Genomic DNA, 25,703 nt, shown 5'->3' on the forward strand with positions numbered 1-25,703 from the left:
CGGTTCCCGGGGCGCTGCCCCGGACCCCGCGCCTCAATCGCCGGCGAGGCTGAATGTGCGGGCCCAGCTCCACGGCGAGGCTGGATGTCCGGGCAAGTTCAGCCCGTCCGGCGATTGAGGACACGCCCGCCTCAATCGCCGGCGAGGCGAATGTGCGGGCCGCAGCCCCATGGCGGCGCGGGATGTCCGGGCTCACCCCGAGCGCGTGAGCATCACAACCGCTTCGCGCTGCGCAGCTTCGACGCGTAGTAGCCGTTGCCGTCCAGGCGCGACGTGCCTCCCTTGTCGCCGATCGTCGGGCCGTTCGCCTCCTCGCGGCTCGAGATGAAGATCTTGTGGCCGTCCTCGTCGTTGCCCAGGTACATGCCGATGTGGTCCAGGCGCTGCGCCGTGCGGGCGTCGAGCTTGAAGAAGACCAGGTCGCCCGGCTGGAGCACGTCGATCGAGCTGGGGCGGTCCTTCGGGGTGATGCCCTTCAGGGGGATCACGTCGACGCCCGCCTTCGAGCGGGCCATGCCGTTCGCCGTGCGCGGCAGGCCGTCGCCCGCCTCGTCCGTCGCCATCAGCGGGTAGCGGGCCCGGTAGCCGAAGACCGTACGGATGAAGCCGGAGCAGTCGATGGCCCGGTACTTCGCCGGTTCCGCCGCGAGAGTCGTGCCGTTGCGGAACGTGTACGAGCGGCCCAGGTAGTCGTAGAAGTCCGACTGCTCCAGGCGCAGATCGCCGCCCTCCGGAGTCGCGTTCGGGTTCAGCGGACCGAACGCCGCGTCGCCCGCGTACTGCGTGCCGTCGGCGTCCTTCTTGACCGGTGCCTGGTCGCCGTACTGGAACGCGATGGCGAACAGGTCCTCCTTGCCGCTGCCGTAGTACTCCTTGAACCATTCCTTGAACCACTGCTCGCGCTCGGCACCCTTGCGCCACTCCTCCGGCATCAGCCGGACCCAGTTCTCCGTCACCACCTTGGACTTGGTGGTGGCGGGCTCGGCGAAGGTGCGGCTCGGGCCGGTGAGGGTGGCGGTGCGGGCGCCGTCGGTGAAGGTGGCGAGCACGTCGCCGTCACCGCCGCGCAGCACCGAGCGGGCGGGGTTCTTCAGCCGCTCCCACTTCTGCGACCCGTCGTCGTCGACGCTGCCCGCGTCGACGGGCTTGTCGGTGACCGTCTGGATGGCGGGCGCGTTGGCCTGCTCCTCCTTGCGCAGCTCGATCGTGAAGTATGCGCTGCCTGCCAGCAGCGCGATCACGGTGGCCACGTGCAGTACGGGACGTGTGCGGCTCTTGGACTTGGCGGTCATTCGCTGGCTCCGGATGGGTCGTTCGGCGGACGGGGCGTCACGCGTGCGGCATGAGGCCGAGCAGGATTCCCGCGGTCAGGACGACGTACGTGGTGAGCGTCGCCGATCCGGTCGCGAGAAGCGTGGCGCCCTTGGGCTGGCGCACCAGCTGGTAGGCGATGAGGCCCGGCACGATGAAACCGAGGGTCTGATTGGCGTACAGGAGCGGGAACTCCATCTGGAGCACGATCACCACGGTGGCCTGGAGCAGTACGCCGATGAGCACCACCGCGGCGAACAGCCGCTTGCCGTACAGGATCACGAAGCGCTGGGTGACGAGCGTGAGGACGTACGTCAGCACGGTGACACCGACGACCAGCGCGGCGCGCTGGAGGTCCTCGATGAGCGTCAGGGCCAGCCAGCCCGGCGTGATCATGCCGCCGGGCGACAGGTTGGTGGTCAGGTAGCACAGCAGCGAGAACAGCAGGCCCAGCGCGATACCGATCGCGGCGATCTCGGGGGTGAGGACGGCGGGGATCAACGGGGCTCTCCTGGGTTCTGCCACTGCTGGGGGATCGAGGGGTGCTGCTGCTGGTGGGGGTACGCCTCAGGGTGGTGCTGCCGCGGCCCGGGCCTGCCCTGCACACGGCGCTCCTCGGTGGCGGCGGGCAGGTGCGCGTACGGGTCGAGGTGCTGCACGTACAGCGACATGGTGTGTTCGTGCCGGGCGTGCTCCGGGGTGCCCTCGGGCCCGTCCGGGATGTCGTCGTCGTCCGACTCGTCGGGGGGCAGCTCCGCGAGGTGTTCGAGGAGGACCTCGCCCTGGCCGTGGATGTTGCCGATGGCGACGAGTGAGGAGTTCTCGCCGAGATTGCCGAGGAGTTCGTGCATGAACTCCTCACCGTCACGACCGTCGCCGCCGAGGTCGACGGCGTGCCCACGCCACTCGGCGGGGATGGCGTCGATGGCGCTCTTGGCCGGGTGGCCGATGACGAACACCTTGTCGGGCTGGAGGTCGGGGATGATCTGGCCCATCTGGCCGTTGCGCTCGACACGGTCGGGGCGGCAGTTGATCACGACGTTCAGCGGTCTGTTGATCGCGCCGAGGTCGAGCAGCTGGTTGATGTTCATCAGCGTCGACTCGGGGTCGTTGGCCGCGAAGACGTTGGCGAAGCGCAGCCGCTTGCCGCCGGGTGCGAGGTAGCGCTCGACGGAGAGGACACCCGGGTCCGGCGGTGCGTCGTACATGCCCTGGAGCGCGGTGGCGCGGTCGACACCGAGCAGGTCGGCGACGGTGAGCGCGATGGCCACGTTCTCCTTGAAGGTGAACCAGCTGAAGCCGCGCAGCTCTTCGTCGGAGACCGTCTCGGGGTCGGCGTAGATCAGCTGGCAGTCGCGCTTGTCGGCCTCCTCCTGGAGGACGTCGAAGCGGTCCTTCTCGGCGGTGACGCAGATGCCGCCGTGCGGCATGGAGCGGGACAGCGAGCGCGCGATGTCGTCGAGCGTCGGGCCCATCTCCGCGACATGGTCCTCACGGACGTTGCACAGCACGCCGATCGTGGACTGGATCAGCTTGGACTGGTTGATCTCCTGGAGCGCGGGCATCACGGCCATGCACTCCATGACCAGCGCGTCCGGCCGGTAGGAGGCGGCGCGCCGCACGATGCCGATCTGCTCGACGACGTTCGCGATGCCGAACTTGCGGTAGACCGGCTCCTCGGTGGCGTCGGGGTGGATGAAGCGGGCGGCGGTTCCGGTGGTCTTGGCGACCGTCGTCAGTCCGCCGCCGCGCAACGCGCCCGCGCACAGGCGGGTGATGGAGCTTTTTCCGCGGATGCCGTTGACCAGCACCCGCGTCGGTATCTGGTCGAGGCTGGCGAAGTGCCGCCGCTGCTCGACGATGCCGGCGATCAGCATGATCGTGCAGCAGACGACGAGCACGGTGTAGAGGAAGAGCACGGCGGTTCAGGTCCTTCCGGCCGGGGTGGTGCTGCCGGACACGCCGGCTCCGGCCTCGCGCTTGCGCTGCTCGTGCAGCTGCTGGCGGATGACTTCGAGGCTGCGGGTGACGGCCCCGACCTCGTCGTGGTGGCGCGGGTAGATGACGGTGCGCCGGTCGCCGCCGGCGAGCGCCTCGGCCCGCTGGGCGAGTTCGCGCAGGGGGCGTACGACGATGATGTGCAGCCAGCCGAGGCAGGCGGTGGCGGCCGTGAGACCGAGCAGCCCGGCCAGTACGGTGCGGTTCTGTGCCTCGTACGCCGGGATGGCGAGGCCCTTGGCGGGCTGCCAGCTGACCACGGTCCACTTCAGCGGGGCGGCGGCGCCGCCTCCGTCGAAGGGGGCCGCGGCCGCGATGGTCACGCCTCCGCTGCGGATGACCGTGGCGCTCGGACGGGTGGAGTCGGCCTCCTCGCCGTCGGCCTTCTTCCCGTCGCCGTTCTCGCTGCCGTTCTTGGCGCCGTCCTTGCCGGCCTGCGTGCTGTTGACCTTGGTCACCAGGGCGTCGATCCGGCCCGCCGGCAGCTTGTCGAAGGCCAGGTAGCCGTTGTTGGCGCCGATCACCCGGTGCTTCTCGTCGACGACGCGGATCTGGCCGAGGCCCGGCCGCTTGAGGAGCGCGTTGAGGTAGCCGATGCGCAACTCGCCGACGACGGCCGCGCCCTTGAGGCCGGGGACGGCTGCGTACTCGACGACGATCGGTTCGTTGCCTCCCTCGCCGAGCAGGGCGACGGGCTGCGTGGACGGGCCCTTGCCGCGCGGGTGGCGCGGCTCGGAGCCGGACTTGGCCGTGACGGTGCCGTCCGCGGTGAGCACATAGATCGAGGTGTAGCGGGCGTGCTGGCTGCGGGTCTGCTCCAGCGCCTCGGTCATCGCGGCCGGGGTGGTGCGCTGGTCCAGTACGGACGCCACCGACGTGAGGTCGGCATGGCCCTCGTTGAGCGCGCGGCGGATCCGGTCGGCCAGGGTGTCGGTGCGCTCCCGCTGGTCCTGGACGATCGACTTCGGTACGAGGACGGCGGCTCCGGCCCGGTTGAGCAGCAGCACGAGCGGCACCGCCCAGACGAGCAGCAGGATGCCGCAGACGGCGACGAGCGCGCGCATGCCGATCCTGCCGCGCCGCCCGCGGCGGTCTCCCGCCTCGTGGCGGTCGGACTGCGCAGGCTCGCCGAGCAGCTGGCGGCGCAGCCGTTCCAGGACGGCTCCGATCCGCGAGGCCTCTCCGTACTTGGGCTGGGTCACCGGACGGGTGAGGTCGCCGCGGCTGAGCCGGCGGCTCTCCAGGAAGAGCTGGAGCAGGGGCCGTTGGACGGTGCCGATCAGCAACGCGACCGCGAGGGCGCCGATGAGGAGCAGCGCGCCGGCGGCGGCGATCCAGAAGAAGGAGTCGAGCGCGGCGGCGCGGTTCTCGGTGACGTCGACGAGGGAGACGACGGTCAGGCCGAGTGCGGTCGACTCGGTGCCTTCACCGGGCACCGGGCCGGTCAGGGCGGCGTAGCCGGCGACCGGGCGCTCGGTTCCGTGGGAGTCGCCGAGCAGGCTGCCGCTGACGCCGGGGAAGCCGCCGGAGCCGGGTGCCTTGGACTTGAGCGGGTGCTGGCGGGCCTTGCCGGCCGCTGTCTCGGCGAAGCCGGCGAGGTCCTTGTCGGCGCGTTCGGCGTTCGCGCGCGCCGTGGCGGAGGCGCCGCGGCCGGCGTCGGGCAGACCGTCGCTGCTGAGGACCTGTCCCGAGGCGTCGACCACCGCGATCGCGCGGTCGGCGCCGAGGCTCACACCCGGGAACTTCAGGCTGCTGGAGGCGATGAGCAGCAACTGCGGCCGGTCGGGCCAGGACAGGACGCCGAAGGTCAGCAGGCGCGTCCCGCCGTTCTCCAGCCGGACCATGCGCGGGGCCAGCCCGTCCTTGTCGCCGAGCTTCGTCCGGTCGACGGCGGTCAGCGGCAGGTTCTCACCGCGCTGGGCCTCGAGCCGCCCGGACTTGATCTCGATGACGGCGGTGCCGCTCCACTTCTGGTAGACGCTGCCGAGCTTGTCGAGCACGGTGTCCGCCGAGACGGGCTCGCCCGCGTTGAACATCGCGGTGGTGCGGCCGAGGTCGGTGATGCTCTCGTCGAGCGATGCCCGCAGCGCGATGGCGCCGTCCTCGGCGAAGTACTGCTGCGAGGTGCGTACCGCCTCCGGAACGGGATCGTTGCCGGCGCGTCCGAGCTGGAACGCCGTGAGCGCGGCGATGCAGAGCAGCAGGACGGACAGCACGGCGATGGGGGGTCGTATGCCCCCCAGCAGTGACATGTCCGCCCTGCGGCGGACTTTGTGCCGTCGCTTCGTGCGCGACGCGGCCAACGGAGGCTCCCTCGAAGAACGCTCCGGTGCCCGCGTGGAGTGCCGGAACAAGGTGGGTGGACTGCGTGCCGGGGTCGACGGCACGGTGAGTGTGTGGGGTGGTGCGGTGGCGCGGCGCTACGCCGCGTGGGGGTGACGCGCGCGGCATACCTGCCGGCGCGCACCGGGGCCTGTCATCCGAGCAGACCTGCCAGGGGCCGGGAACGGGGTCCACTGCCGACGCGGGCACCAAGGGTTCCGCGGCAGGACAGGGACGCACACCCTCGTGGGGCGTCACCTGTCCGGGCGGAGGCGCATGGAGCGGCAGTCATGGTCACTCGGATATTTTCATCTGACTATGAGCTCATCAGCTGCAAAGCGGATAACGATTGGCATAACTTTCGGAATTGCCGCTTCCCTCTGCGTGATAGTGGCGTGTATCACGCGAGGCGGCGTACAACCTTCTGACGACAGGAGGGAAGCGCCGCGGGCTCAGTCCGTTTCGAAGGCCGATCTGGAGGACCGGGTCGCCCGCTTCACCGAAGGATTCGGTGCGCGGGGCGGCTACCGGATTCCCACCCGGGGCGAACGTCGCGCCGTCACCGAAGGCGTCGCGCTGGTGCTGGACGGAAAAGAGACCGAGGCCCGCACCCGGCTCGCCGAAGTCGACTTCACCGTACGGACGTTCACCGACACCGTCGGCGGGCGCCGGTTCGCCGAGGTGTCCGACGCCGCGGCCCGTACCGATGGCGCGAACCGGGGCTGGGGCCGGGTCTACATCGACCTGGACGCACCACCGCGCTGGTCGGTGCAGGTGCCGCACCCGATCGCCGACCTCGACACGGAACGCCTGGGAGCACGGGTGTTGCGCGGCACCCCCGGGGGCGTGCTGGTTGTGGCCGGTGCGCACCGTACGGCGGGCAGGGGCGATGCCGCCGACGTGGCCCACCGCACCGACTCCGTCTTCCACGGGGTCGTGTCGGAGCTGATGGACCGCGGGCTGCCGGGGGTGCAACTGCACGGCTTCGCGGACGACTCCTTCCCGCGGTTCGACGCCGTGGTCTCCACCGGCTCCGGCAATCACGCCGTCGCGGACGCCAGAAGGCTCGCGACCGCGTTCGGCTCCGCCGGGCTCAGGGTCTGCCGGGCCTGGGAGCGCGACTGCAAACTGTCCGGCACCGACAATGTGCAGGGGCGGGCCGCGGACCGGGAGGACCGGCGCTTCCTCCATGTGGAGCTGAACACGAGCTCGCGCGCCGACGAGGCCGGTCTCGAGGCGTCGGCGCGGGCGGTCGCGACGGTCGTGGACGGCTGGGCCGGGCCCTGACCGGCCCCGACGGAATGTCGGTACGTGGGGTATTCGGACGGGCGTAGCGTAGGTCCCATGACTGCGTACGGATCCTTCCCCGGGGCCCGGCCGCGGCGGCTGCGGGTCAATCCCGCCATGCGCCGCATGGTCGCCGAGACCCGGCTGCACCCGGCCGACCTGATCCTGCCCGCCTTCGTGCGGGAAGGGATCGGCGAGCCGGTGCCCATCAGCGCGATGCCCGGTGTCGTCCAGCACACCCGCGACACCCTGCGGAAGGCCGCCGTCGAGGCGCGCGAGGCCGGGGTCGCCGGGATCATGCTCTTCGGTGTGCCCGAGGACGCCAAGAAGGACGCCGCCGGGACCGCCGGCACCGACCCGGACGGCATCCTCCAGGTCGCCATCCGCGATGTCCGTGCCGAGGTCGGGGACGAGCTCGTGATCATGTCGGACCTGTGCCTGGACGAGTACACCGACCACGGGCACTGCGGCGTACTGGACGAGCACGGCCGGGTCGACAACGACGCGACGCTGGAGCGGTACGCCGAGATGGCCCAGGTCCAGGCCGACGCCGGCGTCCATGTCGTGGGTCCCAGCGGCATGATGGACGGCCAGGTCGGTGTCGTCCGCGACGCGCTCGACACGATCGGCAAGGAGGACGTGTCGATCCTCGCCTACACCGTGAAGTACTCCTCGGCCTTCTTCGGGCCGTTCCGCGAGGCCGTCGGCTCCTCACTCCAGGGAGACCGCAAGACGTACCAGCAGGACCCCGCCAACCTGCGGGAATCCCTGCGGGAGTTGGCGCTCGACCTCGAAGAGGGCGCCGACATGGTGATGGTGAAGCCCGCGGGCCCCTACCTCGACGTCCTGGCGAAGGTCGCGGAGACCGTGGACGTACCGGTCGCCGCGTACCAGATCAGCGGCGAGTACGCGATGGTCGAGGCCGCGGCCGAGAAGGGCTGGATCGACCGCGAGAAGGCGATCGCGGAGACGCTGCTCGGCATCAAGCGCGCGGGCGCGAGCATGATCCTGACCTACTGGGCGACCGAGGTCGCCCAGGGCCTGAGCGCAACCGGCTGACGCAGCGGCCTGCGGGGAGGCGGCCGGGTTTCACCGGAGGGTGAGGCCCGGACCTCCCCGGTGCGGGCACCGTGTGCCGGTGCGGTTAGAGTCGTTCGCTGTTCGAGGTGCCGGGCTGCCCTCCGGCGAAGCCGGGCACGGGTGCCCTGGCCCCGGAGAACACCGCGCAACGACACCGGAGGACAAGGCGTGACGGGAATGGCAACGGTCACTTTCGTGCTCTCGGGCCTGCTGATCCTCATGGCCTGCGTCAAGGCGGATCGGGTCCGCTCCTGGCGGGAGTCTTGGAATCCCTCGGCCCCGGACGTCTCGGACGGCGCCTTCGTCGCGGCTCGCTTCCTCCTGGTCGCGATGGCCGTCGGCGGAGTCGTCGTCGGAGTGCAGGGCCTCAAGGTCCAGGACGACGTGGGGTGGAGCGACGACGAGTTGACCAGTGCGGTCAAGGGCGCCACCGCGTCCCTGGACGGCAGCACCGTCCACGGCGGCCCGTTCGAGGCCGACTCGCCCGCCGACTTCGAGGGTGAATACGCCATCAAGGTCGAGCAGGAGATCGTCGAGTACGGAGACGGCGGCGCCCCGCAGTTCGGGGTGGACGCCGAGCTCGCCGGAGAGCCGACGGCGGATCAGGCGCGGTACGCCATAACGGCCGACGGCGCTGGAGCGTGGTTCTGCATGGACGTCAAGCGCACCCACACGGGCTTCATCGAGACCGTCGCGCCCGGCGGCCTCGGCCGCACGGTGAAGCTGCCGAAGTTCACGTACGCCGTGTCGAGCCGGACCGGTGAGTGCTGAGTCCCGACGTCAGGCGAGCCCGCCCACGAAGGACGCCCAGGCGGCCGGGTCGAGCGTGAGGCTCGGGCCGCCGGGGTTCTTCGAGTCGCGGACGTGGATCGCGGCGGGGTGGGCGGCGACCTCGACGCAGGCGCCGCCCTCGTCGCCGCTGTAGGTGGACTTGCGCCAGTCGTAGGCGACTTCGAGGCACTGTCCGCCCTCGCTGCCGCTGTAGCTGGACTTGAACCACTTCAGTGGGGTGCTCATCTCTCTCCCAGCAGCCGGTCCAACAGGCCCTTGGTTTCTTCGGGGTTGAGGGCCTGAGTCCGCAGCATCGCATATTTGCAGGAGAGGATGCTGACCTCGTCGGGGTCTGTGAGCAACTGGCTGCCGCGCTGGCTCTCGGTGTAGCCGAGCAGCTGATGATCGGGGGTCTCCAGCAGGATGAACGGTCCGTTGAGTCCGGCGTGGCTGGTGCGGCCGAACGGCATGACCTGGAGTGAGACGCCCGGCAGTTCGGCGCACACGCGCAGGCGGCGCACCTGCTCCTCGTACACCTCGTCGCCGCCGATGCGGTCCAGGAGGATCGCCTCCCACATGACGAAGCTGATCGTCGGCGGGTGCGTCCGGGTGAGGATCTCCTGACGCCCGACACGGTTCGTGACCTGTGCCTCGATGTCGTCCGCGCTGAAGGCGGGCACCCGGCTGCGGAAGACCCCGCGCGCATAGCGCTCGGTCTGGAGCAGGCCGGGCACGACCTGGTTGTCGTACCAGGACAGAGCGATCGCCTCCCGCTCCAGGTCCATGTACTCCTCCGCCCACGCCGGGATCAGGTCCACCTCCGGCATGTTGTCCACCGCGACCGACAGCGCCCCCTTCGTGTCGAGGCGGTCGTCGAAGCGCGCGGCGAGGTCCGGTTTCAGCGGGCGGCGGCCCTGTTCGATCGAGGCGACGGTCTGCTCGGCGAGGTTGAACTCGGCCGCGAGTGCCCTTTGGGTCAGGCCCGCGGCCTCGCGGAAGCGGGCGAGCTGGCGGCCGACCAGCCGCATCGCCGAGGCGTTCTTCCGTGGACGTCTCCTGGAGTGCATGTCCGACCAACTCCCCGGACACGGGCGTACGTTACGCCTCCACGACCCGTACAGATGAAACGTACGGGTCCGCGCAGTGCTGTCACCCCGTCACGGGACGCGACTCTCGCCGCGTGGACAAGACGATGCAACACGAGGATCTGCGCGAGCTGTTCTGCCGCCGCGAACGCCGATCGGTCGCCGCGGCACGGGAGTTCGCGCGGGACGCGCTGAGCGCGTGGGGCTGGGCCGCCAGGGCCGACGACATCACGTTGTGCGTGAGCGAGCTCGCGACGAACGCGCTGGTGCACGGCGTACCGCCGGGGCGCGGGTATCTGCTGCGGCTATGGCTGTACGAGCAGGGGGCCGCGCTGAGGGTCGAGGTGCACGACAGCGGTGACGGGCGGCCGGGTGTGCGTGAGCCGGACGGGGAGTCGGGGCGCGGGCTGCTGCTGGTGGACGCGTTGGCCGACACCTGGGGTGTCGGCCAACGCGATCCGGGCAAGGTGGTGTGGTGCGCTTTCACCCTGCGGTGAGGCGTGGTGCCTACGGCGCGTCGAGCACCGTGCCGGTCACCGCCGGACCGTCCGGCTTGCCGTCCTCGTCGTTGACGGGCTGGAGGAGCAGGTGCTCCGTCTGCTCGGTCACCTTGTCGGCGGCCGTGGGGACGGTCACCTCGGCGCTGGTCTTCCCGGCGGGCACCGAGGCCCACAGGTAGGGCCAGTCCAGCTTGGACAGAGGCACGTCACCGTCCGGGACGTCGCCGAACGTGTCGGTGAGCCACTGCCGGTCGACGTCCTTGGTGGTCAACTCGGGGCCCGCCGTGGCGGGGACGATCTTCAGCGTCCTCGACAGCTCCACGTCGGCGGGCGCCGACAGGGAGAGCCGCCATGTCAGGGGCTTCCCTTCGGTCACCTTGTCGGCGACCGGCTTCATGGTGATCGTCGGCATCGCGTCGTCGTTCTCGGCGGTGACCCCGCCGGCGTGCGAGCCGACGACGGAGCCTCGCACCGCCTTCACGAGCACGTCGTGGCCCACGTCCCAGGAGTACCGGGTGTTGCCGGTGACCTTCACGGTCAGGTTGGCGACCTGGCCGCCGGGCCGTACGGTCACCAGCCGCTCCTTCGCGGTGCCGGTGGCCGGGTCGATGGCGAACATCCGTACCGTGCCGCTGCCCTTGCCGGACATGCGGACGGGGACCTCGTACGTGCGGGTGCCGGCGTTGCCCTCCTTGACGTTCAGACGGCCGATGTCGACACGGGTCAGCGGGGCCTCCCGTACCGCGGGGGTGCCGGGGCTCCACGCCCAGGCGTCCATCAGCCACGCCTGTCCGGAGCGGCTGCGCGGGGTCAGCTCCAGGGAGGCGATCCGCTTCAGGTCGAGACCGGCGCGCGAGGCGGCGGTGATCGGTACGCGCACCTCGCGTGCCCAGGAGGAGGCGGTGCGGTCGCTGCCCGGCAGCCCGTCCACCCGGACGCGGCCGAGGTTCGCCCGCTTGCCGGAGGCGTCCGTGACGGACACGTCCAGTTGTGTGCCGGTGGAGTTCGCCGGGACGAAGACGCGCAGCGCGAGGCTCTGGGCGCCCTTGACGGAGAGGGGCTTGTCGGGACGCACCTTCACCGCCGTACCGGGGGCGGACCAGCGCATGGCCACCGCCCGGCGGCCCGTCTCGCGGTCCGGTCCCCAGCCGGCGAAGTGCGGTGAGGCGCTGTCCTTCTCCGGGTTCAGGCAGGCGGTGCGCGGGTCGGGGTCGATGGCGGAGCACAGCCGTCCGCCGGTCACCTTCACGGAGCCGTCCGGGAGGAACCCGGCGCCGCGGTTGGCACCGACCGCGTGGGTCAGCACCCGCGCCGGGTCGGCGGAGGGGGCGCGGCGGCCGGTGCCGTCGACCAGCTCGCGCACGCGGTCGTCCCCGGCGACGAACAGCCGGGCAGCGGCGGCGATGTAGGTGGCGCCGGCCCGGTGCTGCTGGTCGGCCGTCAGCCGGGTCGCGGTGCCCGGCGAGCACACCGGGTCGGGCTGCTCGGGGTCCTGCCAGAAGTCGTCGTTCGCGGGTGCCTGGGCCTGGCCCGGCGTCCACTCGCTGTTGAAGTAGTTGTGGTTGGCGCCGACCATGTAGACCGCGCCGTGCAGGGCCTTGCCCCGGCTCACACCGCGGGTGCCGTCCGCGTACACCTGGCCCTGGAGGTCGGAGACGTCACCGTCGCAGCCCGGCAGGATCGTCAGCGAGGGGACGTCCGGAACCGGGTTCTGGCCGAAGATCGTCGGGCCGATGAGCACGGTTCCGCGGATGTGCCAGCGCACCTTTCCCCGGTAGCCGTCCTGGGCAGGCGGGGGCGGGTAGAGGCTGTCCATGGCGGCCCGGTTGACGCCCTCGCCACCGCGCGAGTGGCCGACGAGCAGGACGCGGGAGAGGTCTGTCTTCGGTGCCTTGCGCACGGCCGCCGGTGCCTTGGCGGGCGACGCGGCCCAGTCGGCCCAGCGGGCGAGATGCGTGCGCACCAGCGAGGAGCGGGCCTGCGCGCCGCCGTCGTCGACATCGCCGTCCTGGCCGTTGACGCCGTTGGCGGAGATCGACACGGTCACATAACCCTGGGAGGCCAGCAGCTTCTGGTCGCGCAGATATCCCTGATGGCTCGGGATGGGCTTGGCACCCTTGGCGCAGGGCCAGTCGATGGACACGTCGTCCTCGGCGCCCGGGACGTAGCAGGTGGCGTGGCGGCCGTGCAGGAACAGGGCCACGGGACGCTTGCCGGTCGCGCCCTTCGGAGCGACGACGACGCCGCGCATCTCGACGGGCGCGGGGAAGCCGGGGAGGCGGACCGGATCGAGCGCGTACTCGCCGGTGACCGTGCCGTACGTGCCAGGCTTGCCCGGGTCGACGGAACCGGCCGGGAGCTTGGCCGGCGCTTTCGCGGCGGGCCGGGAGCGCCCGTCACGGGCGCTGTCCGCCTTCTGGTCCAGCCGCCGGCCCGCCGCCAGCACCTGGAGGTCGGCCAGGTCGGCCGTGCGCGCGTCGTCGAGCGGCAGCCGGAAGGTGCGGTTGTCCTCGGCCGGCTCGGGCACGCCGACCAGCTTGCCGTCGGCGTGGAACTCCACGCGCGCGTCGCCCATCGGCACGGGACGGGGGGAGCGCCACTCCACCGCGCGGTTCCCGTCGGTCTTCGTGATCCGCCAGCCGGGTGGCAGGTCGTTCTCGCCGTTCGCCGCCGTGGCGGGCCGTGCGTCGGGTGGCTGCGGCAGTGCCTGCGCCGCCGCCGGCGACACCCCCGCCACCGTGATCACCGCTATCGCGGTGGCCCATATTCTGCGGGCACGTAACAACGGTCCCCTCCTCAACCCCATGGGTCGGGCGCCCGGTTGGGCCCGGGAGCCTCTCGCTCTCGGAGGACGGGGAGAGGCTCCTGCGGGTTGCCTGCCGGCTGCGGACAGCTGTGATGGATGCGCCCAGTGCGACGGGTGTGACCGGTCGCCGGGGGAGCGGACCCGACATGGCTGACCGCGGGCCGGGGAACATTCTCCCGGCCCGCGGTCGTGTGGGGGGTTTCCTCAGCAGTACAGGTTGCCGCCGGGGGCGACGCCGAGGATCTGGGTGAATTGCTGGTACTTGGTGACGCGGCTCTGGACCTGGGCGGGGTTCTTGCCGTCGCATTCGAGGGAGCCGTTGATGGAGCGGATGGTCTGGCCGAAGCCGGCCTGGTTGACCATGGCGTTGTGGGGGGTCATGGTGCCGGGGCCGTTCTGGGTGTTCCAGTACCAGAGGCCGGTCTTCCAGGCGATGGCGGCGTTCTGTTCGACCTGCCAGGGGTTGCCGAGCAGGTCGATGCCGAGTGCGTCGCCGGCGGCCTTGTAGTTGAAGTTCCAGCTGAGCTGGATGGGGCCGCGGCCGTAGTAGGCGGCCTGGCCGGCGGGGCAGCCGTAGGGCTGGCTCCAGTCGCAGTAGTGCGGGTAGTTGGCGGTGTTCTGCTCGACGACGTGGACCAGTCCGCCGGTCTCGTGGGAGACGTTGGCGAGGAAGGCGGCGGCTTCCTGCTTCTTCACCGTGTCGCTGCCGGTGTTGGCGAACCCGGGGTAGGCGCTGAGCGCGGCGGTCAGGCCGCTGTAGGTGTAGAAGGAGTTCCGGCCCGGGAACATCTGGTTGAACTGGGACTCGCTGACCACGAAGCCACCGGGCTGCGGGTCGCCGCCGCCGCTACAGGTGTAGGGCTCCCAGAACCAGGTGCTGATGATCGGGTCGTAGCCGGGGTTGTCGTGCTCGGCGATGTAGTACCGGCCGTCGGTGTATCTGACAACGTTGCCAGTGGTGTACCAGGCGCCCGCCTGCCAGCTGGGCGCGGAGGTGCAGGCGTCAGCGGCAGCGGTGGGGGCTGCCGTGGCGGAAGGCGCGAGGCCCACTGCCGCGATACCGACTCCGGCGACGATCGCGGCGAGCCATACCTTGATGCGCTGTCTCAGCACTCGTGCACTCCTTCACAGCAACGGCCGGGCCGTGGTGGGGGGTTGTGCCGCACACTCAAGCGCTATTGACGTGATCGAGTCAAGGTATAGACCAATGTGAATCACCAGGTGGCGCGATTTCGCCGCTACGCCCGCATCAGGTCGACGAGCCGGGAGAGCCCGTCGTCCGCGTGACCCTCCTCGATCGCCCGGTCCAGGATCGCCTTCAGCGGCTCGAAGAACTCGGTGGTGACGCCCTGATCCCTGAATGCCGCAAGGAAGTTGGGTACGGCCGCCTGATTGACGGCGAGGCTGGAGACGTCGGTGAGATGCTCGCCCGAGTCGACGGCCGCCGCCCACTGCGGCGCACCGGAGAGCATCGCGCCGACCCAGGGCACCAGGAGCTCGGAGAAGTCGGTGGCCGAAATGCCCTCGGTGCGGACCAGGGCGTAGGCCTGAAGGACACCGACGACCATGCCGTACATACCGGTGAGCAGCGCCAGGTCGTGCAGCGCCGCGAGCCCGGGGTCGGTCCCGGTGAAGGTGGTGCCGCCGAGCGCGGTGAGCGTGGAGCGGTGGGTCTCGAAGGCCTGCTCGTCCCCGCTGTAGAGGACGTAGGCGTGCGGTCCGCCGATCATCTGGGGGACGGCCATGATGCCGCCGTCGATGTACCGGATGCCGAGCTCGGCGGCCCGGGCGGCCAACTCCCGTGCCTGCGCCGGGGTTCCGTTGGTCAGATTGACGACGGTACGGCCCGCCGGGCTCTCGCCGAGGGAGTCGAGCAGCTCCCGGACGTTGTCGTTGGTCATCAGACACACGACCGCGAGCCCGTCCGCGGTCACCGCCTCCGCCGCCGAGCGGGCCGGCACCGCGCCCTGAGCGACGAGCGGCCCGGTCTTCGAGCGGGTCCTGTTCCAGACGGTGACCGGGTGGCCGGCCGCGAGGAAGGCGGCGGCGAGGGCGGAGCCCATCATGCCGAGACCGAGGACGGACACCGGGGGCCGGGACCCGGGCGCGGCGGACCGGGGTGCGGAGGGCTCGGACACGGGTACGGAGGGCTGCGGAACAGGGGGCTGCGGCGCGGACACGGCGGGGCTCCTCACAAGGATTCTCGGGACGCCCCTGATCCTTGTCCGGTGCCCGAAAGCCCACAAGTACCGACTATTCGGTGCGGTACTCACCGGAAGGTGCGTACCCCGCGCACACGTCCCGGCCTCGGAAAGTGGTCATCGGCGCCCGCGCGGAGCACTCTGGAAGGGGTACCGCTGGAGGTGATCGGCCATGGAGACACTCGTCGGATGGCACATCGAGATGGAGTTCCGGGAAGACGGCGACCGGACCCGCGCGGCCGCCATGGTGAGACTCGGCGACGGCACGGAGATCCGGGGCCACGGCAACGCGAACCGTCACCGGTCGGACGAACCACAACTGCTGGTGGGCGAGGAGATCGCGGGCGCACGCGCCATGATGGACCTCGCCTCACAGCTGCTGCAGAAGGCGCACACGGAGATCGACGAGACCGCTCAGCGGCCCTCGCACGCCCTCGTGTGACGGTTCGCGGCGGACGGCGTCACCAGGTGAGGGCGTCCTCCATGGAGCTCTGCCAGTAGGTGACGGACGTGGTGGTGTCGATGTACGTGCCGGCCGGGAGCGTGATCCTGGCCGGTGCGGCGTCCGTCGAGCCGCCGCCGTCGCGCGGGGCGAAGCTCACGGCCAGCTTCTTCGCCGTGCTGCCGTTCGTGCCGCTGCCGTCGGCCGAGGACAGCATGATCGACGCGTAGGCGGACTCGCCGGGGAGCAGCGTCACGACGGCCTGCGGCCGGCTGTCGTCGTTGATCGCGGTGGCGGCCTGCGCCTCGTCGAAGCGCAGCAGCGGCGCGTGGTAGGCGTTGCAGGCCTTGGACCCGGTGTTCGTGAGCGTGAGCAGGCCGTGGTTGATGGGGCGGCTGACCTTGCTGTAGGTGACCTTGACGCGGTCGCCGCAGGGGGTGGTGACCGCGCTGCCTGTGTCGCCGCCCTTGCTCGCGCTGCTGCCGGCGCTCTTGCCGCCGGTGCCGCCCTTACCGCCGCTGGTGCCGGACGCCGTGTCGCCGCCGTCCGCAGGCTTGCCGGCGGCCGGGGCCGAGGGCGCCGCGGCCGAGTCCTGGCCGCCCGTGGTGCTCGCGGAGGGCGAGCCGACCGCCGCATTGCCGTCGCCCTGGCAGGCGGTGAGCGACAGTGCGGCGAGCAGCGCCGTGGCGGCGACGGCTGAGGTGCGGGTGCGGATGTTGCGCATGATGGTTCGTTCTCCCCGTGTGGTGTTGCGTGTGAGCCGGTCAGTGATTCCGGACGAGCGCCGTGACGACCGCGATCGACGCGATCAGCACGAGCACGGCCGCAGCGTCGACGAACATGCTGCGTAGAGGGGTTCGCATGACTGCTCCCCGGTCGGCTGTGCGGTGTGATCACAGACTGCGGGGACCGCGCCCGGGGCCGCAACGCCGCGGGGACCATTGGGGAAGCCGGAACGCTGCCGCGTACTGTGACCTGGGGGTAAAGCCCTTGCCTGGAACGGCATTCCGGGACGGACGAGTGCGATGACGAGGGGATGTACGAGGTGGCGGCGACGCCCGAGGCCGAGGAACTGGCGGCACGACTCAGAAAACTGAAGGGCCGTTCGGGGCGGAGTTACGGAGTCCTCGCCGGCAAGCTCCACGTCAGCACCTCGACGCTCCACCGGTACTGCAACGGCGAAGCGGTACCGACCGAGTTCGCGCCGATCGAGCGGTTCGGCCGGGCGTGCGGGGCGAGTTCCGAGGAACTGGTGGCCGTGCACCGGAAGTGGATCCTCGCGGACGAGGCACGCAGACGGGGTAAGGGGGCGCCGGCGGCCGCGGCCGCGTCGGAGGAGCCGGACGGGGGCTTTGAACCGGCCCCCGAGCCCGAACCGGAGCACACGCCGGCGCCGGGACCCGAACCCGAGTCCACGCCGCCCACCGCGCTCGTCGCCACGGCCACGGCGGCACCCACACCCAGAGCAAGTGGCGCCCGCCGCAAGCGCGTTGTCGTCGCCGTCGCGGCTGCCGCCGTCGTGGCGCTCGCCGTCCCGGCCGCCGTCGTCGCGAGTCAGGGCAGCGGCTCGGGGACGGCGGACGACGACCGCAAGGGAGCGGCCGGTGCCGTGAAACCCGACGGGACCGCCTCCCGCTCAGCCTCCCCGTCCGCGAGCACCTCGCCGAGCGGCAGCCCCTCCGCGAGCGCACCCCGGAAGTCCGCGACCCCGTCGGCAACGGCCTCCGGCGAGCGGGCGCCACAGCGTCCCGTGACCGGCGTACCGGTGCGGGCCGGCGTCAGCTCGTACAACTGGGACTCGCCGTGCGGGCAGTACTTCCTGCTCGACCAGGCGCCCGGCGACGTGCCGCCGCCGCCCGCCCCTCAGGACCACCGCGGCTGGGGCCGCGCACTCGGCGGCGTCGACGCCGGCGGCATGCGGCTCCAACTGACCGTCACCGGAAAGGCGCAGGAGTCCGTCGTCCTGAACGCCGTGCATGTGCGGGTGGTCGCCCGCAAGGCCCCGCTCGCCTGGCAGACGTACTCGATGGGCGAGGGCTGCGGCAGCGGCATCACTCCGCAGACCTTCGCCGTCGATCTCGACAAGCCCCGGCCGATCGTGCGTCCCGTCGCCGGACAGCAGGGCGACGCGGTCGTGCCCGCCAAAGGCTTCCCGTACAAGGTCTCGTCCGGCGACCCGCAGGTGCTCAACCTCGACCTGAAGACCGAGGCCCACGACGTGAGTTGGTACCTGGAGGTCGACTGGAGCGTCGGCGACCGGCACGGGACCGTGCGTGTCGACGACGACGGCAAGCCGTTCCGGGCCAGCGCGATGAAGGGACGGCCGAGGTACGACTACTGGCCGGAGGAGAGCGAGTGGAAGGCTCGCTGACTCCGGCCAGTGGACCGTACGGCGATCAGAGGCGCTCGGGGGTACGGATACCCAGCAGCGCCATGCCCTGGTGCAGCGTGCGACCGGTGAGGTCGACGAGGAAGAGGCGGTTCTCCACCACCTCGACGGGGTTGTCGTCGCTCAGCACGTGGCACTGGTCGTAGAACGTGGTCAGGTGCGAGGCGAGCTGATACAGGTACGCGGCCAGCTTGTGCGGCTCGTAGGAGGACGCGGCCTCGGCCAGCACCTCGCCGAACCGGTCCAGGTGCAGGCCCAACGCCCGCTCCGCCGGGGCCAGTTCCAGCTCGGGGTGCGCCACAGGCTTCGCCTCTCCCGCCTTGCGCTTGATCGACTGGATGCGGGCGTACGCATACTGGAGGTAGACGGACGTGTCGCCGTTGAGCGACACCATCTGGTCCAGGTCGAACTTGTAGTCGCGCACCGCTGACGTCGACAGGTCGGCGTACTTCACCGCGCCGATGCCCACCTGCCGGCCGTTCTCGATGATCTCGGCCTCGCTCAGGCCCACCTTCTCGGCCTTCTCGCGCACCACGGACGTCGCCCGGTCCACCGCCTCGTCCAGCAGGTCCACCAGCCGGACCGTCTCGCCCTCACGGGTCTTGAACGGCTTGCCGTCCTTGCCGAGCACCGTGCCGAAGGCCAGCTGCACCGCGTCGACCTTGTCGTTCAGCCAGCCGGCCCGGCGCGCGGTCTCGAAGACCATCTTGAAGTGCAGGGACTGCCGCGCGTCGACCACGTAGAGCAGCGTGTCCGCGGCCAGGTTCTGCACCCGGTCCCGGATCGCGGAGAGGTCGGTGGCCGCGTAGCCGTAGCCGCCGTTCGACTTCTTGACGATCAGCGGGGTCGGGTTGCCGTCCGGGCCCTTCACCTCGTCGAAGAAGACACAGAGCGCGCCCTCGGAGCGGACGGCGACGCCCGACTCCTCCAGCAGCCGGCAGGTCTCGTCGAGCATGTCGTTGTAGCCGGACTCACCGACCACGTCGGGGTCGTTGATCTCCATGTCGAGCTTGCCGAAGACCGAGTAGAAGTAGATCTTCGACTCGTCCACGAACTTCTGCCACAGCGCGAGGGTCTCCTCGTCGCCCGACTGGAGCGCCACGACCCGGTCCCGTGAGCGGGCCTTGAACTCCTCGTCGGAGTCGAAGACCGTACGCGAGGCCTTGTAGAGCCGGTTGAGGCTCGACATGGCCTCCTCGCCGGAGACCTCGCCGCCCTGGTGGTCCAACTCGTGCGGGTGCTCGATCAGATACTGGATGAGCATGCCGAACTGGGTGCCCCAGTCGCCGATGTGGTGACGCCGGATCACCTTCTCACCGGTGAACTCCAGGATCTCCACCATCGCGGCGCCGATCACGGCGGACCGCAGATGGCCGACGTGCATCTCCTTGGCCACGTTCGGCTGCGCGTAGTCGATCACCGTGGTGCCGGCGTCGGCGGAGTGGGGCACACCGAGCCGGTCGTCGGCGGCGCGGGCCGCGAGCGTCCGCACGATCGCCTCGTCGGTGACCGTGATGTTCAGGAAACCGGGTCCGGAGACCTCGATCTCCTTCAGCACGTCGTTGTCCGGGATCGCCGCGACGACCTTGTCGGCCAGCTCGCGCGGATTGCCCTTGAGCTTCTTGGCGAGCGCCAGGATGCCGTTGGCCTGGAAGTCGGCCCGGTCGCTACGTCGCAGCAGAGGATCGGCGGACCCGGCCTCCGGCAGTGAAGCCGAGAGGGCGTCCGCGAGGCGCTGCTGCACGGTCGAAGCGAGGGAAGGGACCGAGGCCATGAGCTTCCGTTCCTGGGGTCGAGGTCTATATCGATTGTCAAGTGTCCCATGGGCGGGCAACCTCTTTATCCGACGTGTCCGGGGCGTGAGCAGGCAACCGGCAGACGGGTCGATCCGTCTGGGAGAATGGCCTCGCCAAGCTTCGAGAAAGAAGGACGTGCCGAAAGTGGCTCAGAGCAGCACCGAGACCGACTGGGTCTCCCGTTTCGCGGACGATGTCATCGCAGATTCGGAGCGGCGTGCGCCTGGGAAACCGGTTGTCGTCGCGTCCGGTCTCTCCCCCTCCGGCCCCATCCACCTGGGCAATCTCCGTGAGGTCATGACCCCGCACCTGGTCGCCGACGAGATCCGGCGGCGCGGGTACGAGGTCCGGCACCTGATCTCCTGGGACGACTACGACCGCTTCCGCAAGGTGCCGAAGGGCATCGCGGGTGTGGACGACAGCTGGCACGAGCACATCGGCCGCCCGCTGACCTCGGTGCCCGCCCCGGAGGGCTCGCCGTACGCGACCTGGGCCGAGCACTTCAAGGCCGCGATGGAGGCGTCGCTGGCCGAGCTGGGCGTCGAGTACGACGGCATCAGCCAGACCGAGCAGTACACCTCGGGCGTCTACCGCGAGCAGGTGCTGCACGCGATGAAGCACCGCGGTGACATCGACGCGATCCTCGCGCAGTACCGGACGAAGAAGGCCCCGCCGAAGAAGGGCCAGAAGCCGGTCGACGAGGCCGAGCTGGAGGCCGCGGAGGGCTCCGGCGCCGCGGCCGAGGACGACGGCGCGAGCTCGGCCGGGTACTTCCCGTACAAGCCCTACTGCGGCGGCTGCAACAAGGACCTGACCACGGTCACGGCGTACGACGACGAGACCACCGAGCTGACGTACCAGTGCTCCGCGTGCGGCTTCTCGGAGACGGTCCGGCTGAAGGAGTTCAACCGCGGCAAGCTGGTCTGGAAGGTCGACTGGCCGATGCGCTGGGCCTACGAAGGAGTGATCTTCGAGCCCAGCGGTGTCGACCACTCGTCGCCCGGTTCCTCGTTCCAGGTCGGCGGGCAGATCGTCGGGATCTTCGGCGGCGAGCAGCCGATCGGGCCGATGTACGCGTTCGTCGGGATCTCCGGCATGGCGAAGATGTCGTCGTCGCGGGGCGGCGTGCCGACCCCGGCCGACGCGCTGAAGATCATGGAGGCTCCGCTGCTGCGCTGGCTGTACGCCCGCCGGCGGCCGAACCAGTCCTTCAAGATCGCCTTCGACCAGGAGATCCAGCGGCTGTACGACGAGTGGGACAAGCTCGAGTCCAAGGTCGCCGACGGCAGCGCGCTGCCGGCGGACCTGGCCGCGCACTCCCGCGCCGCCCGTACGGCCGCCGGTGAGCTGCCGCGCACCCCGCGGCCGCTGCCGTACCGGACGCTGGCCTCCGTCGTCGACATCACCGCGGGCCACGACGAGCAGACGGTGCGCATCCTCAGCGACCTGGACCCGGCGAACCCGCTGTCCTCGCTCGACGAGGTGCGGCCGAGGCTGGACCGCGCCGAGAACTGGATCTCCACCCAGGTCCCGGCCGAGGCACGGACCGTCGTGCGCTCCGAGCCCGACGCGGAGCTGCTCGGCTCCCTCGACGACGAGGGCCGCGAGTCGCTGCGCCTCCTGCTGGAGGGGCTGGACTCGCACTGGTCGCTGGACGGGCTCACCACGCTCGTCTACGGCGTGCCGAAGGTGATGGCGGGCCTGGCGCCGGACGCCAAGCCGACGCCGGAGCTGAAGACCGCGCAGCGGTCCTTCTTCGCCCTGCTGTACCGGCTGCTGGTGAGCCGGGAGACCGGCCCGCGGCTGCCGACGCTGCTGCTGGCGGTCGGCGCGGACCGGGTGCGCAAGCTGCTCGCGCCGTAGTCGTCGCATCGGGAGGGCCGCTTCGCGCATTGCGCGGGGCGGCCCTTCGCCGTAAGTGCATCCTTCGGCCTACCGGCGGTTCCGACGTACGCACGATGTGCCGGACCGAGCGGCCGGAGAGCGTGGAGTCATGAAGAACGAGACCATCGCGATCATCGGCTGGATCACCGCCGTGCAGGGCGCCCTCGGCGCGGGCGGCCGCCTCTACGGGGACGGGCCGTGGGGCCTGCTCCACCAGTGGTGGGACATCCCCACCGCCGGCTATGTCATCCTCTTCGCCGTGGGCGCGGTCATCGCGGTCGTGGGCGAGACGGGACGCAAGCGCGCCAAGGCGTGAAGCGGGACCCGCGGCAGGACGCCGCGGCCCGTCTCAGGCGATGTGCTCGGCCTCGAGGTCGGCCTGGAAGCGGTTCTTGAACTCGGGCATCAGCTGGCGCAGCAGCGCCGCGCTGCGCGGGTGCCGGATGCCGTGGGCGTCCGAGAGATGTATGTCGAGCTGCTCGGTGCTCGGCCAGTCGCTGTGCTCCTTCACATACGACTCGAACACCGGGTAGGCCGCCTCGCGGAAGTCCGCGGCATCGGTCGGCTGCTCCGTGTGGTCCCCGTCCGGCGGCATCTGCTCCTGCGCCTGGCTCTCGGACCGGGGGCCGGGGACGACACCGCCGAGCGGGCGGGTGCGGCCCGGGCCCGCGGGGACCCGTACGGCACTGGACTCCAGGCCCTCGGCGGACGGCGGGGTGAAGCCGTTCTCGTACGCCTCCTGGTACGCCTCCTGCGGCACCTGGGGAGCGGCGAACCAGGGGCTCGAGTGGGTGACGGCCGGGCCCTGCGCCTGCGCCTGCTCCTGGTACGGGCCCTGCTCCTGGTACTGCCCCTGCTCCTGGTACTGCGGGTACTGCTGAGGGCCGCCCTGCTGCGCCGGACCGTACGGGCCGGGCTCGGCGTACTGCTCGTACTGCTCGTGCTCGTACGGCTCGTGGTGCTCGTTCTCGTACTGCTCCTGCGACGGCTCCGGGTACTGCTCGTGCTCCTCGGGCCACTCCTGCGCGGGCGGGAGCTCCGGCTGGGCGGCGCCGCGCGCCTGCCTCGGGGGCTGGGGTTCCAGCTGCGCCTGCGCCTGCGGCTGCGGCTGGAGCTCGGGCTGGGGCTGGGGCGACGGGGGCAGGAGCGCCGGTTCGATGCCGGCGGCGGCGAGTCCGGCCGGGGCCGTTTCGGCGAGCGGCACACCGTACTTGGCGAGGCGCAGCGGCATCATCGACTCGACGGGGGCCTTGCGGCGCCAGGAGCGTCCGTAGCGGGCCTGGAGGCGGGCCTGGTAGATCAGCCGGTCCTGTTCCAGCTTGATGACCTGTTCGTAACTGCGCAGCTCCCACAGCTTCATACGGCGCCAGAGCTTGAACGTGGGGATCGGGGAGAGCAGCCAGCGCGTGATGCGCACGCCCTCCATGTGCTTGTCGGCGGTGATGTCCGCGATCCGGCCCACCGCGTGGCGGGCGGCTTCGACGGAGACGACGAACAGCACGGGGATCACCGCGTGCATGCCCACGCCCAGCGGGTCCGGCCAGGAGGCGGCGCCGTTGAACGCGATCGTGGCCACGGTGAGCAGCCATGCCGTCTGGCGGAGCATCGGGAAGGGGATGCGCAGCCAGGTCAGCAGGAGGTCGAGGGCGAGCAGCACACAGATGCCCGCGTCGATGCCGATGGGGAAGACGACGGCGAAGTCGCCGAAGCCCTTGCGCTCGGCGAGTTCGCGCACGGCCGCGTACGACCCCGCGAAACCGATCGCGGCAATGATCACCGCGCCACTCACCACGAGCGCGATGAGTATGCGGTGCGTGCGTGTCAGCTGCATCGCGGCCACCCGCGATCCCCTCCCGTGTCAGTGACGCATGTGCCCTCCGAGGGGGCACAGCCTGGCACATGCCGGCGGAGTCCGCGCTCGCGGGGAGCGGCGGACTCCGCCAACAGGCCGTGGCCTGAACCTACTTGCCGAAAGTCACATGTTCGCAGCGTTACTTGTTCGCAGCGGTCACGGAGGCGACGGCCTGCTTGGCCGCCGTGATGGCGCCCTTCATCAGGTCCGTGGCGGCCGGCGGCTTGGCGCCCGCGTAGCCCGTGCCGTTGTAGGTCAGCGTGATCACGACGTTGTCCGTGCGGGTCACGATGGTGGCGTAGGTGAAGTCCTCGTCGGTCTTCTTCAGCTCGTAACCGATCGCCTTGGCGTCCTCGCCGACACCGGCGGCGGGAGAGGTCCGCAGGTTCTTCGCGCCCTGCGCGGCCTGGGCCTTGGCGACTTCCTTGGCGTAGTTGTCCTCGGCGCGCTTCTGGCCGCTGACGCCCAGGGACGACTCCGACTCGTAGCGCAGGAAGGACACGTCGAGCCAGCGGTACTGCGAGCCCTTGACGCCCTTGTCCTCCAGGCCGTTCCAGGAGCAGCTGCCGCGGGTGGTGGTGTCCGAGGTCTTGCCGGCCGTGCCGTTCTTCGTCTTCGTCTCCGGGACCAGCGTCTCGATCGTCTTCGCGGTGATCGCGTCGCAGGCGTCGGGGAGCTTGGCGAACTTCGCCGGCTCGATGTTCTGCGGCTTCGGCGCGTCCGCGGAGTCCTGGGAACTCGCTGCGGCCGGCTTGTCGGCGCCCGACTCCTTCTTGCCGTCGGAGTCCGACGAGCAACCGGCGACGACGAGCATCACCGGGACGGCTGCACAGGCGAGAATGCGGGTGAGTCGCGAGGCTGAACGGTGCATGGTTCCTTCACTCGATAGTCGTACGGTCACTCCGGTCGGCGAGGCCACGGTACGCGGACACAGCACGGCCGCGTGTGTGTCCCGGGATACGTACACCGTCGGCCGACCGGTCCCGCACGGCCCTCAGTCGCTGAACTTCTCCACCAGGTTCCGGGCCAGACTCTGCGCCTTTTCCTGCAGTTCCTTGCTGTCGGGGACCTCGGTCGTACGCGCCGGCTGCTCCCGGTACACGATGGTCACGATCACGTTGGATGTGCGGAACACCACGCTCACGGTCCTCCGCTGGGCGGTGGATCCGGCGCCCGCGGGGTTCAGGACGTCATCCAGGAAGGCCGCGTCGCCGAGGCCGTCGAGCTCCCGGGGCTCCAGCCCCTCGGGGGTGGCCGACGGATCGTCCGTGCCGGCGCTCGCGCCCGGCGATGGGCTGCCGCTCGGTGACGCGGGCCCGGACGGGCTGCCGGCCGGCGGGGAGGCCGTGCCCTTCTCGTCGCGCGGGTCCTGGGCGACCGGCAGCGAGGCGCCCGCCTGCTTCGTCGCGAACACCTCCTGCGCCCGGTCGTCGTCGCTCACCGAGGTGTCGTACGACACCACGCGCTCGAAGTCGAGGCTCAGGGTGTGCGAGGCGTCGGGGGAGTCGGCCTTCCAGTTACAGCCGACACGGCGGTCGGTGTCATAGGTCACGGCGGCCGTGCCGCGGAAGATGCGCTGCTGCTGCTCCTCGGGGAGCTCGGCGGTACCGGGCAACAGGTCCTTGAGCGTGCCGCGCTCGACGGAGCCGCACGGTTCGAGCAGCGTGCGGTACTTGCCGGGCTCCGCGACGGACTGCGTGCCCTCGCCGGCCTTGGAGTCCGTGGCCGAGCCGTCGCTGCCGTCCCCGGCGCTGCAGCCTGCGACCAGCACCGCGAGCAGCGCCGCAAGACCGGGCACGTACGCCTTTCGTTGCACGGTTCCCAGGCTCCCTTCGAGCGGAAAAGCTGTTGCCGCGCGCACGCGGCCGATGGACACAATGTGTATCGCACGCACTGCCGTCAATGCCGGTCCGTCGAGTCTTTCGCGGTCATAGGCGCGGCTTTTGCGTTTCGTGCCTTTTCGGGGGAATTGAGGAGTC

The 25,703-nt window shown here is 70.7% G+C and carries 23 protein-coding genes; 9 read left to right on the forward strand and 14 right to left on the reverse strand.

Annotation, left to right across the window (positions count from 1 at the left end; genetic code table 11):
- Positions 1 to 212 precede the first annotated feature (212 nt).
- The 4 genes from OHA05_RS20495 to OHA05_RS20510 are packed head-to-tail and all read right to left on the reverse strand — an operon-like array spanning position 213 to position 5,561.
- The gene (locus OHA05_RS20495; RefSeq protein WP_328861377.1) at positions 213 to 1,292 is read right to left on the reverse strand and encodes a C40 family peptidase; all 1,080 of its coding nucleotides are present in this window, start codon (positions 1,290 to 1,292) and stop codon (positions 213 to 215) included.
- A 37-nt stretch (positions 1,293 to 1,329) separates the two neighbouring features.
- Complete coding sequence (locus OHA05_RS20500) at positions 1,330 to 1,812, reverse strand: poly-gamma-glutamate biosynthesis protein PgsC/CapC (RefSeq protein ID WP_313944885.1); 483 nt, start codon at positions 1,810 to 1,812, stop codon at positions 1,330 to 1,332.
- Complete coding sequence (gene pgsB / locus OHA05_RS20505; RefSeq protein WP_328861378.1) at positions 1,809 to 3,230, reverse strand: poly-gamma-glutamate synthase PgsB; 1,422 nt, start codon at positions 3,228 to 3,230, stop codon at positions 1,809 to 1,811. Before pgsB ends, OHA05_RS20500 begins: the two co-directional genes overlap by 4 nt.
- 6 nt (positions 3,231 to 3,236) lie before the next feature.
- Positions 3,237 to 5,561: a HAMP domain-containing protein gene (locus tag OHA05_RS20510; RefSeq protein ID WP_328861379.1), complete on the reverse strand. Its 2,325-nt coding sequence runs from the start codon at positions 5,559 to 5,561 to the stop codon at positions 3,237 to 3,239.
- On the opposite strand from OHA05_RS20510, the gene OHA05_RS20515 reads away from it, so the two are divergent.
- The 4 genes from OHA05_RS20515 to OHA05_RS20530 all read left to right on the forward strand — a co-directional run bounded on the left by OHA05_RS20515 (position 5,542) and on the right by OHA05_RS20530 (position 8,769).
- Positions 5,542 to 5,748 (forward strand): hypothetical protein, encoded by a 207-nt coding sequence (locus OHA05_RS20515; protein ID WP_328861380.1) that lies wholly within the window; start codon positions 5,542 to 5,544, stop codon positions 5,746 to 5,748. The two genes, OHA05_RS20510 and OHA05_RS20515, sit on opposite strands and share 20 nt — an antisense overlap.
- Before the next feature lie 462 nt (positions 5,749 to 6,210).
- Positions 6,211 to 6,918, forward strand: a complete 708-nt coding sequence (locus tag OHA05_RS20520) for a hypothetical protein (protein ID WP_328861381.1) — start codon at positions 6,211 to 6,213, stop codon at positions 6,916 to 6,918.
- 57 nt (positions 6,919 to 6,975) lie between these two features.
- Positions 6,976 to 7,977, forward strand: coding sequence for a porphobilinogen synthase (hemB, locus tag OHA05_RS20525; protein WP_328861382.1), 1,002 nt, complete (start codon positions 6,976 to 6,978; stop codon positions 7,975 to 7,977).
- 198 nt (positions 7,978 to 8,175) lie between these two features.
- Positions 8,176 to 8,769, forward strand: coding sequence for a hypothetical protein (locus OHA05_RS20530; protein ID WP_313944879.1), 594 nt, complete (start codon positions 8,176 to 8,178; stop codon positions 8,767 to 8,769).
- Positions 8,770 to 8,778: 9 nt separating this feature from the next.
- Here the strand turns inward: OHA05_RS20530 and OHA05_RS20535 are convergent, their stop codons facing one another.
- Together OHA05_RS20535 and OHA05_RS20540 are read right to left on the reverse strand one after the other, a co-directional pair.
- Complete coding sequence (locus OHA05_RS20535) at positions 8,779 to 9,015, reverse strand: DUF397 domain-containing protein (RefSeq protein ID WP_328861383.1); 237 nt, start codon at positions 9,013 to 9,015, stop codon at positions 8,779 to 8,781.
- On the reverse strand, positions 9,012 to 9,836 hold the full coding sequence (locus OHA05_RS20540; protein WP_328861384.1) for a helix-turn-helix domain-containing protein: 825 nt from the start codon (positions 9,834 to 9,836) through the stop codon (positions 9,012 to 9,014). The genes OHA05_RS20535 and OHA05_RS20540 overlap by 4 nt, the downstream gene beginning before the upstream one ends.
- Before the next feature lie 113 nt (positions 9,837 to 9,949).
- On the opposite strand from OHA05_RS20540, the gene OHA05_RS20545 reads away from it, so the two are divergent.
- Entirely contained in the window at positions 9,950 to 10,351 is a 402-nt protein-coding gene (locus OHA05_RS20545; RefSeq protein WP_328861385.1) for an ATP-binding protein, read from the forward strand.
- Between the two features lie 10 nt (positions 10,352 to 10,361).
- On the opposite strand, the gene OHA05_RS20550 is transcribed toward OHA05_RS20545, so the two are convergent.
- From OHA05_RS20550 to OHA05_RS20560, 3 genes are all read right to left on the reverse strand, one after another.
- Positions 10,362 to 13,160, reverse strand: a complete 2,799-nt coding sequence (locus OHA05_RS20550; RefSeq protein WP_328861386.1) for an alpha/beta hydrolase family protein — start codon at positions 13,158 to 13,160, stop codon at positions 10,362 to 10,364.
- Positions 13,161 to 13,364: 204 nt separating this feature from the next.
- On the reverse strand, positions 13,365 to 14,273 hold the full coding sequence (locus tag OHA05_RS20555) for a glycoside hydrolase family 19 protein (protein WP_313944874.1): 909 nt from the start codon (positions 14,271 to 14,273) through the stop codon (positions 13,365 to 13,367).
- Positions 14,274 to 14,398: 125 nt separating this feature from the next.
- Positions 14,399 to 15,340 carry an NAD(P)-dependent oxidoreductase gene (locus OHA05_RS20560; RefSeq protein ID WP_328861387.1) on the reverse strand — a complete coding sequence of 314 codons (942 nt, stop codon included), beginning with the start codon at positions 15,338 to 15,340 and terminating at the stop codon, positions 14,399 to 14,401.
- Positions 15,341 to 15,533: 193 nt separating this feature from the next.
- Here OHA05_RS20560 and OHA05_RS20565 point away from each other — a divergent pair, with 193 nt between their 5' ends.
- Entirely contained in the window at positions 15,534 to 15,803 is a 270-nt protein-coding gene (locus OHA05_RS20565) for a DUF1876 domain-containing protein (protein WP_313944872.1), read from the forward strand.
- A gap of 19 nt (positions 15,804 to 15,822) precedes the next feature.
- Here OHA05_RS20565 and OHA05_RS20570 read toward each other — a convergent pair whose 3' ends face one another.
- The gene (locus tag OHA05_RS20570) at positions 15,823 to 16,527 is read right to left on the reverse strand and encodes a DUF4232 domain-containing protein (RefSeq protein WP_328861388.1); all 705 of its coding nucleotides are present in this window, start codon (positions 16,525 to 16,527) and stop codon (positions 15,823 to 15,825) included.
- A 312-nt stretch (positions 16,528 to 16,839) separates the two neighbouring features.
- Between OHA05_RS20570 and OHA05_RS20575 the strand changes: the two genes are divergently transcribed.
- Entirely contained in the window at positions 16,840 to 18,174 is a 1,335-nt protein-coding gene (locus tag OHA05_RS20575; protein WP_328861389.1) for a helix-turn-helix domain-containing protein, read from the forward strand.
- 25 nt (positions 18,175 to 18,199) lie between these two features.
- Here the strand turns inward: OHA05_RS20575 and argS are convergent, their stop codons facing one another.
- A complete protein-coding gene (gene argS, locus OHA05_RS20580; protein WP_313944869.1) occupies positions 18,200 to 19,966 on the reverse strand; it encodes an arginine--tRNA ligase in 1,767 nt (588 codons plus the stop codon).
- Between the two features lie 157 nt (positions 19,967 to 20,123).
- On the opposite strand from argS, the gene lysS reads away from it, so the two are divergent.
- Both lysS and OHA05_RS20590 read left to right on the forward strand, forming a co-directional pair.
- Positions 20,124 to 21,851 (forward strand): lysine--tRNA ligase, encoded by a 1,728-nt coding sequence (gene lysS, locus OHA05_RS20585; RefSeq protein WP_328861390.1) that lies wholly within the window; start codon positions 20,124 to 20,126, stop codon positions 21,849 to 21,851.
- Positions 21,852 to 21,981: 130 nt separating this feature from the next.
- Positions 21,982 to 22,188, forward strand: coding sequence for a hypothetical protein (locus OHA05_RS20590; RefSeq protein WP_313944867.1), 207 nt, complete (start codon positions 21,982 to 21,984; stop codon positions 22,186 to 22,188).
- A 33-nt stretch (positions 22,189 to 22,221) separates the two neighbouring features.
- Here OHA05_RS20590 and OHA05_RS20595 read toward each other — a convergent pair whose 3' ends face one another.
- The 3 genes from OHA05_RS20595 to OHA05_RS20605 form a co-directional block, all read right to left on the reverse strand.
- Positions 22,222 to 23,712, reverse strand: coding sequence for a DUF2637 domain-containing protein (locus OHA05_RS20595; protein WP_328861391.1), 1,491 nt, complete (start codon positions 23,710 to 23,712; stop codon positions 22,222 to 22,224).
- A gap of 151 nt (positions 23,713 to 23,863) precedes the next feature.
- The gene (locus tag OHA05_RS20600) at positions 23,864 to 24,595 is read right to left on the reverse strand and encodes a DUF3558 family protein (RefSeq protein WP_313944865.1); all 732 of its coding nucleotides are present in this window, start codon (positions 24,593 to 24,595) and stop codon (positions 23,864 to 23,866) included.
- 123 nt (positions 24,596 to 24,718) lie between these two features.
- Positions 24,719 to 25,540, reverse strand: coding sequence for a DUF3558 domain-containing protein (locus OHA05_RS20605; RefSeq protein WP_313944864.1), 822 nt, complete (start codon positions 25,538 to 25,540; stop codon positions 24,719 to 24,721).
- Between the last annotated feature and the right edge of the window lie 163 nt (positions 25,541 to 25,703).

Origin of the sequence: Streptomyces sp. NBC_00306 (genome assembly GCF_036169555.1) — a bacterium.
GTDB classification, from domain to species: domain Bacteria; phylum Actinomycetota; class Actinomycetes; order Streptomycetales; family Streptomycetaceae; genus Streptomyces; species Streptomyces achmelvichensis.